At 63.7% G+C, this 13,904-nt stretch carries 12 protein-coding genes and 1 tRNA gene; 6 read left to right on the top strand and 7 right to left on the bottom strand.

From position 1 onward, the window contains the following. The first annotated feature begins 18 nt into the window (after positions 1–18). The 4 genes from V8J83_RS11765 (at position 19) to V8J83_RS11750 (ending at position 3,787) form a co-directional block, all read left to right on the top strand. Positions 19–714, top strand: coding sequence for a uroporphyrinogen-III synthase (locus V8J83_RS11765; protein WP_339986524.1), 696 nt, complete (start codon positions 19–21; stop codon positions 712–714). Between the two features lie 100 nt (positions 715–814). Continuing rightward, complete coding sequence (locus tag V8J83_RS11760) at positions 815–2,137, top strand: COG4223 family protein (RefSeq protein ID WP_339986522.1); 1,323 nt, start codon at positions 815–817, stop codon at positions 2,135–2,137. Positions 2,138–2,149: 12 nt separating this feature from the next. Next, positions 2,150–3,667, top strand: coding sequence for a heme biosynthesis protein HemY (locus V8J83_RS11755; RefSeq protein WP_339986519.1), 1,518 nt, complete (start codon positions 2,150–2,152; stop codon positions 3,665–3,667). A 44-nt stretch (positions 3,668–3,711) separates the two neighbouring features. Continuing rightward, positions 3,712–3,787: transfer RNA gene (locus V8J83_RS11750), tRNA-Thr, on the top strand. A gap of 255 nt (positions 3,788–4,042) precedes the next feature. On the opposite strand, the gene V8J83_RS11745 is transcribed toward V8J83_RS11750, so the two are convergent. The 6 genes from V8J83_RS11745 to V8J83_RS11720 form a co-directional block, all read right to left on the bottom strand. Further along, positions 4,043–5,011, bottom strand: coding sequence for a hypothetical protein (locus tag V8J83_RS11745; protein WP_339986518.1), 969 nt, complete (start codon positions 5,009–5,011; stop codon positions 4,043–4,045). Beyond that, positions 4,975–6,285 carry a TRAP transporter large permease gene (locus V8J83_RS11740; RefSeq protein WP_339986517.1) on the bottom strand — a complete coding sequence of 437 codons (1,311 nt, stop codon included), beginning with the start codon at positions 6,283–6,285 and terminating at the stop codon, positions 4,975–4,977. The genes V8J83_RS11745 and V8J83_RS11740 overlap by 37 nt, the downstream gene beginning before the upstream one ends. 4 nt (positions 6,286–6,289) lie before the next feature. Next, on the bottom strand, positions 6,290–6,814 hold the full coding sequence (locus V8J83_RS11735) for a TRAP transporter small permease (RefSeq protein ID WP_339986516.1): 525 nt from the start codon (positions 6,812–6,814) through the stop codon (positions 6,290–6,292). Positions 6,815–6,893: 79 nt separating this feature from the next. Then, the gene (locus V8J83_RS11730) at positions 6,894–7,883 is read right to left on the bottom strand and encodes a TRAP transporter substrate-binding protein (RefSeq protein ID WP_339986515.1); all 990 of its coding nucleotides are present in this window, start codon (positions 7,881–7,883) and stop codon (positions 6,894–6,896) included. A gap of 51 nt (positions 7,884–7,934) precedes the next feature. After that, a complete protein-coding gene (locus V8J83_RS11725) occupies positions 7,935–9,182 on the bottom strand; it encodes an NAD(P)/FAD-dependent oxidoreductase (RefSeq protein ID WP_339986514.1) in 1,248 nt (415 codons plus the stop codon). Between the two features lie 73 nt (positions 9,183–9,255). After that, a complete protein-coding gene (locus V8J83_RS11720; RefSeq protein ID WP_339986513.1) occupies positions 9,256–10,377 on the bottom strand; it encodes an enolase C-terminal domain-like protein in 1,122 nt (373 codons plus the stop codon). Positions 10,378–10,495: 118 nt separating this feature from the next. Between V8J83_RS11720 and V8J83_RS11715 the strand changes: the two genes are divergently transcribed. Beyond that, entirely contained in the window at positions 10,496–11,422 is a 927-nt protein-coding gene (locus V8J83_RS11715) for a LysR substrate-binding domain-containing protein (RefSeq protein ID WP_339986511.1), read from the top strand. On the opposite strand, the gene V8J83_RS11710 is transcribed toward V8J83_RS11715, so the two are convergent. Beyond that, complete coding sequence (locus tag V8J83_RS11710; protein ID WP_339986510.1) at positions 11,419–13,110, bottom strand: thiamine pyrophosphate-binding protein; 1,692 nt, start codon at positions 13,108–13,110, stop codon at positions 11,419–11,421. The two genes, V8J83_RS11715 and V8J83_RS11710, sit on opposite strands and share 4 nt — an antisense overlap. Before the next feature lie 112 nt (positions 13,111–13,222). Here V8J83_RS11710 and V8J83_RS11705 point away from each other — a divergent pair, with 112 nt between their 5' ends. Next, complete coding sequence (locus V8J83_RS11705; RefSeq protein ID WP_339986509.1) at positions 13,223–13,903, top strand: GntR family transcriptional regulator; 681 nt, start codon at positions 13,223–13,225, stop codon at positions 13,901–13,903. The last annotated feature ends 1 nt before the right edge of the window (position 13,904 follow it).

The raw sequence follows: 13,904 nt of genomic DNA, 5'->3' as shown, positions 1-13,904 counted from the left end.
GGGGTATCACTCCGCCCCATGGCTGTCCACTCGCGCCCCACCCTCCTGCTGACCCGCACCAGAGCGGCGTCGGAACGGTTTGCCCAGGGCCTCGAAGGGGTCGATGTGGTCATCGCCCCGTTGATGGAGATCGTGGGTATCGGCGATGCCGTGACGCTCGACGGAGTATCGGGCCTGATATTGACCTCCGAAAACGCTGTGCCGTTCCTGCCCCAGGCGCGCTTGCCTGCGTTCTGCGTCGGCCCGCGCACCGCCGAGGCTGCCAATGCGGCGGGCTTTGTGGCAGAGGTTTTGGGCCCGGATGCCGATGGTCTGGTGGCGGCCTTCAGTGCGCATGCGCCCGAGGGGCCGTTGTTGCATGTCCACGGCGTACACACGCGGGGCGACGTGGCCGGACGCCTGCGGAAAGCGGGCCACGATGTGCGGGAACAGGCGGTCTACGCGCAAAACGATCTGCCACCCGGCCCGGAATTTCACAAAGCCATGGGGTGTTCCGAGCTAATCGTACCGTTGTTTTCTCCGCGCAGTGCCAAGCGATTTGCGAAGGCCATGGGGCATTCGCCCGATCAGATGACCCTTTTCGCCATGAGCCCTGCCGTGAAACAGGCGCTGCCCGACGCGTTGCACGCGCGCACTCATGTCCTTGCCCATCCGACCGGCGCGGAAATGCACGAGGCGGTGAAACGATGCGGAATGCGGCGGAATTCCCCCTAGAAGCCGTCGCGGGGTCGTGACACCTTAGGCCGGGCTGACTCGGCGTGCGTGCCACGCGGGCGAGGTAGCCGAAAGTGACAGAGATGAGGGGCCTCAGCACATGGCGAAGCAACCGTCCTCCGGTTCGGGCAGCCGGACCAAGAGCGAAACCGACGCGGGCGACAGCGTCGCGCCTGACGTCACAGAGGATGCGTTGGGCGGCGATACCGTTCTTCTGGGCGACGATACGCTCGGGGAAGATGCCGTCGCGGCGGAACCTGACCCCGGTGGCCGCGTCACGATCGAACCCGGCGAAACAACCGCCGCTGAAAGCGCGGGCGACGACAGTGTGCAGACCGAGATCGTCGAAGAGGCCGCGCCAGCCGACGCGCCTGTTGAACGCATCGTCGAGAGAACCGGCCCCGGTTTTGGCCCGCTTCTGATCGGTGGTGTGGTGGCAGCGGCGCTTGGCTATGGGGCCGCCTTTATGGGCTTGCGCCCGACCGACACCGCCGCAGAGGACCCCGCGTTGACTGCCGCCCTTGAGCAGATCGAGGCGCAGCAAGGCACTATTTCCGATCTGCAAGAGCAGGTCGCGACCCTCGCCAATGCCGAACCGCCTGCCGCCCCCGAGGTGGATCTTTCGGGCGTTGAAAGCGCGATTGCGGGTGTCTCCGACGACGTGGCCGGTGTCGGCTCCGCCGTCGAGGCGTTGACCGGTCGTGTTGTGGCCCTGGAAGATCGTCCGATCTTCACCGGCGAGGTTGCCGAAGACAGTGCCGCGATGGCGGAGGCTGTCGAAGCGCTGGAAACCCGGCTTACCGAAGAACGCGCCGCCGCCGCCGAAGCGGTGGCCGAGGCCGAAGCCGTGCAGGCCGCGGCTGCCGCCGAATTGCAGGCCGCCTCCGACGCCGCGCAGGCCGCCATTGCCGAAGCTCAAGCCGAAGCGCAGGCCACTGCCGCCGCCACGCAAGCGCAGGCCGCGCTGAGCCGCATCCAGATCGCCATGGCCGCAGGTGACCCCTTCGCCGACGCGTTGGGCACCCTTCCGGTCGATGCGCCCGACGCCCTGCAAGCGGTGGCGGAAACCGGCGTGCCGACCCTTGAGGATTTGCAGGCCAGCTACCCGGCCGCCGCTCGCGCCGCCTTGGCCGAAGCCAACCGCGAAACCGCCGGCGACAACGTGATGGGTGGTCTGGGGGCGTTCCTTCAGAACCAGATCGGCGGGCGGTCGGTTGTCCCGCGTGACGGCAATGACCCTGACGCCGTGCTCAGCCGGGTTGGGGCCGCCGTCGAAGCGGGCGACCTGTCTACCGCGCTCACCGAAATCGCCGCGCTACCCGAAGGTGCAAAAGCGCTTCTGGCCGATTGGGTCGGACAGGTTCAAACCCGCGCCGACGCCGACGCTGCCCTGGCGGAGCTTGCCGCCACGCTCGACAATTAAGGAGAGCGGGACATGCTCTGGTCGCTACTGAAAATCATTCTGTTCATCGCCATTGTCGTGGGCCTGACCCTCGGCGTGACGATCCTGTTCGAGATGGAAAATCTCGGTCGCCTGGAATTGTTGGGCACCGAATACATCATCACGCCGATCCTTGCCGTGGTCGGGGCGCTGGTTCTGCTGATCGCGGTGTGGATCCTGTTCAAGATTGTGGGCCTTCTGGTCGCGACCCTGAAATTCCTCAACGGTGACGAGACCGCTGTCAGCCGCTATTTTGATCGCCGGTCCGAGCGTAAGGGCTTCGAGGCGCTCAGCGAAGGCATGATGGCGCTGGCCGCAGGCGAAGGCCGTCTGGCGATCCGCAAGGCCGAGCGTGCGGGCAAATACCTCAACCGGCCCGAACTGACCAACCTCGTGAAGGCGCAAGGCGCTGAGATGGTGGGCGACAATGCCCTCGCCACGAAGACGTTCAAGGCGCTGGTGCAGGACGACCGCACGCGGTTTGTCGGCGTGCGCGGCCTGATGAAGCAAAAGCTCGACGAAGGCGACACCGACACTGCGTTGAAACTGGGTGAAAAGGCGATGGCCCTGCGCCCGAAAAACGCAGAGGTCCAGACCACCCTGATGCAGCTGCAATCGCGCAGCGAAGATTGGCAAGGCGCGCGCAGCACGCTGGCCCAGGCGCTCAAATCTGGCAACGTCCCGCGCGATCTGCACCGCCGCCGCGATGCGGTTCTGGCTCTGGCCCATGCCCGCGATGCGATGGCCGAAGGACAGGTCGTCACGGCCACCCGCGACGTCGCCGAGGCCAGCCGTCTGGCCCCGGGATTGGTGCCCGCATCGGTCATGTCCGCGCGTCTGGCAACCGAAGCCGGCAACAAGCGCCAAGCCGCCAAGACCATCCGCAAGGCCTGGGATCAGGCCCCGCACCCCGACCTGGCCGCGGCCTTCGCAGAGATCGAACCGGATGAAACGCCCGCCCTGCGCCTGCGCCGGTTCCGCCCCCTTCTGGCGCGCCATACAGGCCACCCTGAGGTCAAAATGCTCGACGCCGAGCTGCAGATCGCGGCCGAGGATTTCCCCGCCGCCCGCAAGGCGCTTGGCGATCTGGCCGAAAGCAACCCAACCGCCCGGTCCCTGACCCTGATGGCTGCCATCGAACGCGGCGAAGGCGCCGAGGATCGCGTTGTGCGCGGCTGGCTTGCGCGCGCCGTCACGGCTTCACGCGGCAACCAGTGGGTCTGCAACAACTGCGGCCACGTGCATGAGGATTGGCGCCCGGTCTGTGCGAATTGCGACAGTTTCGACACGCTGGACTGGTCCGAAGTGCGGCAATCGCAGGCCGCATTGGCCGGACCCACGCAGATGCTGCCGCTGATCGTCGGCGCGTTGGAAGATCAACGCGAGCCTACCGAAGAGGCCGATATCCTGGTCGCCGAGCCTGAGATTTCCGAACCGGACACGATGTCCGAGCCGGACCCTGAGACGCCCGATGCCGAGACCGTGGAAATCACGACCGAAGCGCGAAATTAGGTCTATCCATCCGCCGCGCGGCTTGCTATGAGCGCCGCCGGTAAGCCGCTGTAGCTCAGATGGTAGAGCACGTCATTCGTAATGATGGGGTCGGGGGTTCGAGTCCCTTCAGCGGCACCAAATTCTCATCCAAACATGGTTAAAGACATCCGATAAGGCCCTGTATCCAAGGGTATCCGGATGCCCTCACATGCCCCTGAGCGGTGCGAAGCTCGGGACGCTGAAACCGGAGGCCAAGCCCAAAGGGATCGGTGAAATTGATCTGCCTTATGTGACCCGAACGCATGTCGGGTCTCGCCGTTGGCAAGGCCAGCCTTGGCGAGATGTGCAGGGGCCCGCGGAGTCGCATAGCCCACCGAAAGCTACCCAGACCGCTCAACCGATCCGGTAGAACCATCGAAGCAGAAGCGGCGTCAGGTACATCGGCAGTTGGTAGCAACCGATGAAAACCAGCAGCTCATCGGTCACCCCCGCAGGCAGCGCCAGCAGGAACATGGCGACGTTGCGGTTGCCGGAAATGATGCTGAGCGGGGCCGCGCGCGGCGCCGGGACGATGTGTCGAATGCTGCGGTAGGAGACGATCTGAAGGCCGAAATTCGCCGCGAACACCAAGGCGACCCATCCCAGCAAGCTTAGCGGCGAGGCCTCAAGGATCGGTCCGATCCCGGCCATCAAGCCCACGACGATGATGGCAAGTGCCAGGACGCCCACGCCGTCAAGGCTCTGCAACTGGGCTGCCGTCGGGCGCGGCAGCACAATCGCGCGCAACGCGAACCCGGCGCCGGTCGCCAGGAAGATCACTGCAATCAGGGTCAAGCCGATGGACAGAACCGTGCCTGCGCCGCCGAACGCGGACCCCAACAACAACAGCACGGGGATGCTGGTCAGTGGGAACAGTGCCGTTCCAACCACCAGGACTTGCATCGCGGGGGCAGGGTCGTGGCCCATGAGGATGCTGAAGTTCGGGCTCCCGCTGATCGAGGGGGCGGCCAGCATCAACACAATCGCCGTCGCCGCCAGCGCCCCATTCAGCCCAAACACCCAAAACAGGCCGAAGCCGAAAAGCGGCAGGCAGAGTTGGAGCACCAGCGCCTCGGCACAGACCCGTGGCAGATCGGTCACCTTGCCGACAGACGCGCTGTAACCGATCCGAAAGGCGGTTATGAACAACAGACCCGCCACCATCTGCGGCAGCCACGGGCGCATTGCGGCGGCCAAGCCCGGAAGGGTCAGACCGCAGGCCAGCCCCACCACAAGACCCCATCGACCGTGCCGGGCGCAAAACGCGAGCGCCCGGGCGAGCGGCGTCATTGCGGCCCGGATCGCATCGTCTCCGGCAGCCACATCGCCAGATCCGGCACCCAGATCAGGATGAAGCACATCAGCACCATGATCAGGAACATCGGCAGGGCTGCTTTGGCGATGTAGCCCATTTCGTGTCCCGTCATGCCCTGCAGCACGAAGAGGTTGAACCCGATGGGCGGGGTGATCTGCGCCATTTCCACCACGACGATCACGAAGATGCCGAACCAGATCAGGTCAATGCCCGCCTCGACAACCATCGGCTCCACCACCGCCATGGTCAGCACCACCGAAGAGATGCCATCGAGGAACATGCCGAGGATGATGTAGAACACCAGAAGCATCATCAGAAGCTCGAACCGCGACAGCTCCATTGCCGCGATGCCATCGGCCAGCGCCCGGGGCAGACCGGTGAAGCCCATCGACAGCTTCAGAAACGCCGCTCCTGCGAGGATCAGCATGATCATCGCCGAGGTGCGCGTGGCCCCCATCAGACTTTCGCGGAAGCTGGACCAGTTGAGCGAGCCTTGCGACGCGGCCAGAACCAGCGAGCCGATCACACCGATGGCCGCCGCCTCCGTCGCCGTGGCGGTGCCGGTGTACATCGACCCGATCACAACGAAGATCAGCAGCATGACCGGGATCAGGAAGCGTGAATTCTTCAGCTTCTCCCCAATGCTCATCGCCGTTTCCATCGTCGGCGCCCATCCCCGCGAAAGCACCGAATAGATCGCCACATAGCCCATGAACATCAGCGCCAGGACAAGGCCCGGAAAGACGCCCGCAAAGAACAGTTCGGTGATCGATTGGTTCACCGCGACGCCATAGACGATCAGCGCCAGCGAGGGCGGGATCATCAGGCCAAGCGTGGCCGCGCCCGCCAGCGTGCCGATGACGATATGTTCGGGGTAGTTGCGTTGGCGTAGTTCCGGGATCGACATCTTCCCCACGGTCGTCAACGTCGCCGCAGAGGAGCCAGAGACCGCGGCAAAAACGGTGCAGCCGACGATATTGGTGTGTACGAGGCCGCCCGGAAGGCGGGCAAGCCATGGCGAGAGGCCCTTGAACATGTCCTCGGACAAGCGCGTTCGGTAGAGGATTTCGCCCATCCAGATGAACAGCGGCAGCGCCGTGATGGTCCAACTCGACGAGGTGGCCCAGATCGTGGTGATCATCGTGTCGCCGACGGGACGTGTGGTGAACAATTCCATCCCGACCCAGGCCACGCCCATCAGTGCAACGCCGACCCAGACACCGGTGCCCAGAAGCAGGAAGAGTACAAAGAGAAAGAGGATGATGGCATAAAGTTCGGTCATCTGATCACTCCCCCAAGCTTTGGTCGACGACATTGCTGCCGAGGCGATGGTCGCCTTTCGAAAGCACCGAGACGAGGTTGTCGATGAACGCGATCAGAAGTATCACACCGCCGATCACCATGACCGATTGCGGGATCCAGAGCGGACTGGCGTCTTGCGCCTGACTGACTTCGTTGAAGCGCCAGGACCAGTAGACGAACCAGTAAGCGTAGTAGACGAAATAGGCGATCACGGCCGTTGCGATGCCGAAGCACCAGACCTCAAGCACCCATTTGATCTTGGGCGGGACAGCGTTCAGCAGGATCGACACGCGGATATGCGCCCCGCCGTTCAGCGCGTTGGCGAAGGCGAGGAAACTGGCGGCGGCCATCAGGTAGCCTGCGTATTGCGGGGCACCGGGAAAGATATCGCCGATCCAGCGCGCCACCATCTGCGCCACGATCATCAGCAGGATGCCAATGAGGCACAAGGCGGCCAACACGCCGGAGATGCGGTAGAGCCAGTCGAGGGAGGTCCGAATAACGCCCATGGCACGTGATCCTGTCTGGAGAATGTGGAAACGGGCAGGCCAGATGGTCCGGCCTGCCCGAGGTCTTGGGCGCTGTGGCTTATTCGGAGGCCGCAGCAGCCGCTGCTTCGCGGTACGCGTCCACGATCGCCTGACCTTCGGGGCCTGCGGCCTCCAGCCATTCGGCCGTCATCGTCTCCCCGATGGCACGCAGCTCGCCCATCAGGGCCTCGCCCGCAGGCTCAACAGTCATGCCACCCGCGGCAAGGCCCGCCAGCGTGAAGCCGGTGTATTCCCGCGCCCGCCATGTGCCGGCGTACTCGGCCAGTTCTGCGCAGGCATTGATGACATTCTGGTTGGCCTCGGACGTGCCTTCCCACACCTCGGCATTCACCATGATGTAGTTGCGCGGCAGCCAGGCATCGACTTCGTAGAAGTGGCTCAGGCTTTCCCAGACGCGGCGATCATAGCCGGTCGCACCGGACGACACCATCGACGAGGCCACGCCCGTGGCAAACGCCTGGCTGATTTCGGCCGCTTCGATCTGCACCGGCAACATACCCGTCAGCTCTGCCAGGCGGTTGGTGGCGTTGTTGTAGGAGCGGAAGCGAATGCCCTCCATATCGGCGACGGAATTGACCTCCTGGTTGAAATACAGGCCCTGCGGCGGCCATGGCACGGAATACAGCAGATGCAGGTTCTGACCTTCCAGAAGCTCGCGGATGGGGCCCTCGGCGGCTTCCCAAAGCATGTCATGCTCATCGAAGGAGCCGACAAGGAAGGGGATGCTGTCGAACCCGAACAGCGCATCTTCATTCTGGTGACCTGACAACAGGCGTTCGCCGATCTGAACCTGCCCAGTCTGGATCGCGCGCTTGATGTCAGCGCCCGCAAACAGCGAGCCGCCCGGGTGTGTCGTGATCTCGATCTCGCCGCCGGTGCCGGTGGTCACACATTGCGCAAACTCGGCGCCGGTCACAGAATGGAAATTCGAACCGGAATACGCCATCGGCATGTCCCAGGTTTCGGCAGCCGCCGGGAAGGCGACCAATGCGGCGGCCATGCAGACCGCGATATGGGTGGTTTTCATTGTTTTCTCTCCTTGTTGAAGTGTCGTGATTGTTGCTCTTGTTGTTATGGTTCAACCTGCAAATCGTGCAGGGTCGAAGGGGGTCATGTCCATATTCGGGGTCTGACCCGTCATCATCTGCGCCAGAAGGCGGCCGGTTTTCGGCCCCCCCGTCAGGCCGATGTGGTGATGCCCGAAACCCACGTAGACGCCGGTGCGCCCGACCTGCCCGATCAACGGCAGGCTGTCGGACGGGGCCGGGCGGTGGCCTTGCCATTCGACCTCTTCCCCGGCCTTGAGATTGGGGAACGCCTTGCGCACTTGCCTGCGCAGCAGCGCCAGCGGAGCTGCGGACGGCCCGGCCTCCAACCCGCCGAATTCAACGACCCCGGCGCATCTGAGCCCCGCGGCCATCGGCGTGGCCACGAATTTGCCCGCCGCAACCATCATCGGCACCGACGGACCGCCCGTCGCGCCCTCGAACACGATATGATAGCCGCGTTCGGTCTCAAGCGGGATCGTGAGGCCCAGTTGCTTCATCAAAGACTTCGACCAGACCCCCGTGGCCAGAACCACATCGGCGCAGGCCAGCGGCCCCGTGCTGGTTTCCACCGCACTGACCTTATCACCGGAGAAGCTGAATCCCTTGACGTCGGCCTGATGCCACACCCCGCCAAGGCTCAGGAACTCCTCAGCCAAAGCGGCGACATAGCCGCCCGGATCACGCACGAAACCGTGGTCCTTCATCACCGCGAGGCATCCCACTGCGGGCCCGAGGTTCGGTTCGTATTCCGTCACGGCGAAGCCTTCGACCAGGACCGGATCAAACCCCGCCTCGTGTCGCAAATCCCAGACGTAATCGTCGGCCTCGAACGCCGCGCGATCTGCGTAAGCAAAGGTGTAGTCGCTGTTCACGATCCAATCCTGCGCCCGCGTTCCATCGCTCAGCGCGTGATGTTGATCGGTCGCATCGCCGACGATCTGGGTCAGCCCGCCCGCAATGCGGCGCGTATCGGCATCGTTGGCATGGCCCAGATACTTCACCAGCCAGGGCAAAAGACGCGGCAGATACGACCATCGCACGAACAGCGGAAAGTTCGGATCCAGCGCCAGCTTCGGGCCTTTCCGGATCAGGCCCGGCGTCGTGACCGGCACCATGGAGCAATTCGCGATCACCCCGGCATTGCCATAAGACGTCCCCTGACCCGGCGCGCCACGGTCGACCAGCGTCACCGGCACACCGCTCCGCCGCAGCCAGATCGCGGTCGAGACACCCACGATACCGGCACCGATAACAACGGTTGGACGGCCGGTTGTCATGTCCACATCCCCTTGTTTCGAACAGCGCATGGTGGCGTGCCATGCGCGCGGCGGCTGCGAAAGACTGCGCATCTCATGGGCTGACCCTTACGGTATTGCGCGCAAGCGCGTCGGGGCTGATCTCGCACCCAAGGCCGGGTGTGTCGGGCACGATGACGTGGCCGTCTTTGATCGGGAACGGCACGTCGAGGATGTCTTCGTTCAGGAAATAATAGGCCTGATAGAACTCGCACCCCAATGTGATTTCCGGTGTCGCTGCAATCATATGCGCGCCTGCCAGATGCGCCAAACCAGCCTCGAACATATCGCCACCGTAGGCCGACAGCCCATTGGCTGCCGCCATCCGCGCCACGGTCTGCGCGCGGGTCAGCCCACCGGATTTCATGATCTTGATCGACACCCCATCCGCGATCCCGGCCAGCCGCGCCATGTCTTCGGGGCCGAATATGCTCTCGTCCGCCAGCAGCGGCACATCAATGCTGTCCCGGATGCGCGCCATGAGGTCATGCAGATGGGCCTTCACTGGTTGTTCAATGAAGCTCGGCGCAAATTGTGCCACATCGCTGACACGGGCCATCGCCTCGTCTTGGTGAAGCCCCTGATTGTAATCGACGCGGATATCGAATTCCGGGAAATCACGGCGCAGGCGTTCGAGGCGCATCATGTCGAACTCATGATCCTTGAACCCTGTCTTGACCTTGATGATCCGCACCCCATCGCCGCGCAGCCGCGCCATCAGCGTCAGGTCCTTGTCGAAATCCGGATCCGCGATGGAACACGATAGCGGAATGCGATCCTTGTACCGCCCGCCCAACAACGCCCAGACCGGCACCCCCGCCGCCCGGGCCCGCAGATCGAAAAGCGCCGTATCAAGCGCCGCCTTGGCTTCGGTGCAATGGGCGACGGCATGGCGCGCGTGCTCCATGATTGAGGCGTGATCGGCCAGACGCTGACCCACAACCAGCGGGCGAATGTAGCGATCAAGCGCTGCGTAGGTGGCCTCTGCCGAGCCGGTGAAAACAACCCAGGGCGCCGCCTCACCATAGCCCATAGCACCGCCCTCAGACGTCAGTCGCAAGACAACAATATCAACCGCATGCTCGACCGATCCGATGCCGTGATCGCGCCGCGCATTCACCGGCAAAGACAGGTGCCAGATCTTCAGATCAGTGATCTTGGACTCGGTCTCTGACATCGTCGCCCCCAAACGCGCCCGACGTCACCGGGCGCACTATGAACTCTGCCCATGCGGCAATATCATTTCAAATACCGTATTGTGGCATATGCATAACAAAAAGTGATACGTATACCGAATGGCCATCCGATTCCGACAGCTTCAAGCCTTCCATGCGATTTACGAGACCGGCACCGTCACCGGGGCGGCGGGTGTGCTCGGCATCTCACAGCCGGGCACCTCGAACCTGATCGCGCAGCTTGAGCGCGAGACCCGGTTCAAGCTGTTCGAACGCGTGCGGGGCCGCCTGATCCCCACGCCCGAGGCTGGCGTGCTCTACCAGGAGGTCGACACAGTGGTGCGCGGCCTTGATCACGTGGGCCAGGCGATTACCGATCTTCAGAACAAGCAGGGCGGGCAATTGCAGGTTGCTTCACAACACGCGCTGTCGTTCGGCTTCATGCCCCGGCTGATCGCGCAATTCGCCCGCGACCGGCCCGACATGTCGATCTCGTTTCAATCGCAATACTCGCCTAAGGTGCAGGAATGGGTCGTCTCCGGCCTGTTCGAGATCGGGGTCTGCGAAACGCCCGTGCTCTACGACGCCCTCGACGTGCATCCATTCAGCCTTGAGATGGTCGTCGCGATGCATCCCGACACTCCGTTGACGCAGCATCAGGTCCTCACACCGGAACTGCTCGCGGGCGAGCCGATGATCGCAATGGGTCCCGATCACATGAGCAACCGCCGTATGCGCGAGGCCTTCGACAGCGCCGGGGTGACCTGGACCGTTCGCGTGCATTCGCATCTGTTCAAGAACATCCTCAGCTTCGTGAAGGAAGGTATGGGGGTCGCCGTCCTCGATCCGCTGTTGTTGAAATATGATGAGGTCGGCGGGTTCGTGACACGACCATTCCGCCCCCGGATCATGATGGATATGGTCGTCGTCACCTCGCGCGACCGGCCCATGTCCGCGCTTGGGCGGCAGTTTCTCGACCTGCTTCTGGCCGAAATTAACCGCGCGCGCTCCGACAGCACACTGCCATGGAATGCCGAGACCCCCTAACCCATCCACCGCCGTACGGGCGCCGCGGCCTCTTCCAATGGCTGCGTCACGACGTCGACAAGCGTGGGTCCATCGAAGGCAATGGCCGCCTCCAGACTGCGCTGCAAATCGCCCGGATCCCCCACCCGCCAGGTCTTCAATCCATAAGCCACAGCTATCGCCGCGTGATCGACCCGGCCAAAATCTACGTTGTAATATCGCGCGCCTTTGTCGGCCATCTGGCTGGCCTTGATCCACCCGAAATTCGCGTTCGAGACCACCACAAACGTGATGTTCGCCTCCGCTCGCGCGACGGTCTCCAATTCCCCGCAGGTGAACCCGAACGATCCGTCGCCCATCAAGGCCACGACCTTTGAGCCTGGCCGTCCGAACCATGCGCCCAGCGACGCCGACAGGGAATAGCCAAGCGCCCCATGCGCCCGATTGGTGATGAAGAACCGCCCCGGCTGCGCCTGTTGGTAATAGGCCGAGATGTAGGGGCAGCTTGTGCCGGGGTCCGACACGATGATGGCGTCATCCGGCAGGATCCTGTTGAGCGTCGCGACGATCCGTTCGGGCCGGATGGGGGCCGCATCGCTTCTTGCAAGCGCCTCAAACCGATCGAATTTGCGGGCCTTGATGTCGGCCACGGTTTGCGCCCCGCCGAAACGCGTATCCCCCTGCCCGCGCGCATCCAGCGTCGCGTTGACCGCCGCCAGCGAGAGGCGCAAATCGCCCACAACGCCCACCTCGGTCGGGTAATTCGCGCCGATCACCATCGGGTCGCTGTCGAAATGCACGATCCGCGCGCCGGGCTTCGGAGCTTCCCAGCGCGCCGTGGTGGTCGATCCCGCGCGGCATCCCATGAAGACCACCAGATCGGCGGCTTCCATCGCTTCCCACGTCTCGTCCGTGCCCCCGTTGGAGCCGACCACGCCAAGCGATTGCGGATGCCGGTCCGCCAGGGATCCCTGGCCCGAAATCGACGTCGCCACCGGGATGTCCAGACGATTGGCCAGGCGCGCCAACTCCTCCATCGCACCGGCGATCACAACCCCGCCCCCGCACACGATCAGCGGCGATTTCGCAGACAGGATCGCATCAACCGCCGCCTCGGCCGCGCCGGGCTCCGGCCCCTGCCGGTAGGACGGAAAGCTCTGGTGCTGCGTATCGGCCCAGATATCCGCCGGATCGACGGCATCGTATTGGATGTCATACGGCAGCCCCAGATGCGCCGCGCCGGGCCGCCCCGTGGTCATCGCGCGAAACGCGGTGCGCACCATGCGCGGGATATGCGCGGCCTGCACGATCACCTGATTCCACTTCGTGACCGGCGCCATCAAGGCGTTCTGGTCCACTTCAGTCAGGGGATATTTGCCGTAGGTCCCAACCGAAATATCCGTTGTAATGCCAAGCACCGCATAGCTGGATTCACTGGCCTCGATCAGGCCTGGCAGGATATAGGTGGCGCCCCCGCCTGACGGCCCTTCGGCAACGCCGGGCCGCCCGGTCACACGGGCATAGGCGTCGGCCATATAAGTGGCGGAGCGTTCGTCGCGGGTCAGCACGTGGGTGATTTCGCCGCCATGGGATCGCATCGCATCGTAGAACGGCAATGACGTGTCGCCGCACAGCCCGAAGATGTGCCGGACTCCGTGCGCCTTGAGCATCCCGACCAATGCATCGGCCCCATTCATCTTGTTCGACATCGCGCCTTTCCCTTCTGGCAAAACTGCATGCAGGGCTGTATACAGTACGGTATACTTTGCAACGCGATGGCTGACGTTTCAAGCTTGCGCAGTCTTATGAAAGAGGCACGCATTGGCAGACAACAACGTGGATCGCCTGACCGCGCATTTGCGCCGGATGGCCGCTGACTTCGAAATCCGCCCGGAGGAACGGATCCGTGAAGGCGCGATGGCCAAGGCTCTCTCGGTCAGCCGCACCCCCCTTCGGGAGGCGTTGAACCGTTTGGTGTCAGAAGGTTACATGACCTTCACCCCGGGTCAGGGCTTCTTTTGCCGGGCGCTGACGCCGGAGCAAATCCTCGACCTTTACGAGGCGCGCGCCGCCGTGGAATGCGAAGCACTGCGCCTTGCAAGCCACCGCGCCAGCGCGGCCGACATCGCGGCGATTGCGGCGCAACTCGACACCATCGAACCGCTTTACGAAGAGACCACGGACCGGCTAACGCTTCTGAACATGGATGAGGATTTTCACCTCGCGCTTGTGCGCCTCTCGCGGAACGCGGAATTGGAACGGATGTTGGTCAACATAAACGGACGCATCCGCTACGTGCGCATGATCGGCTTGAAGATGACCCGCCAACAGGGCGCAACCACCGGGCGGATGAAGGCGCATCGCGCGATCCTCGACGCGCTGCGTGACGGCGATCTGGACGCGGCACTGACGGCGCTGCGCGACCATATCGCAATGCGCAAGGAAGACGCAGCGCAGGCCGTGCGCAATGCCTTTTCCCAGATCTATGTGCGGGCGGGTTAAG

The sequence above is a fragment of the Gymnodinialimonas ulvae genome (genome assembly GCF_037543845.1).
Lineage (GTDB): Bacteria > Pseudomonadota > Alphaproteobacteria > Rhodobacterales > Rhodobacteraceae > Gymnodinialimonas > Gymnodinialimonas ulvae.
Note: the sequence above shows the minus strand (reverse complement) of the source record. Positions and strands in the feature narration are given on the sequence as shown.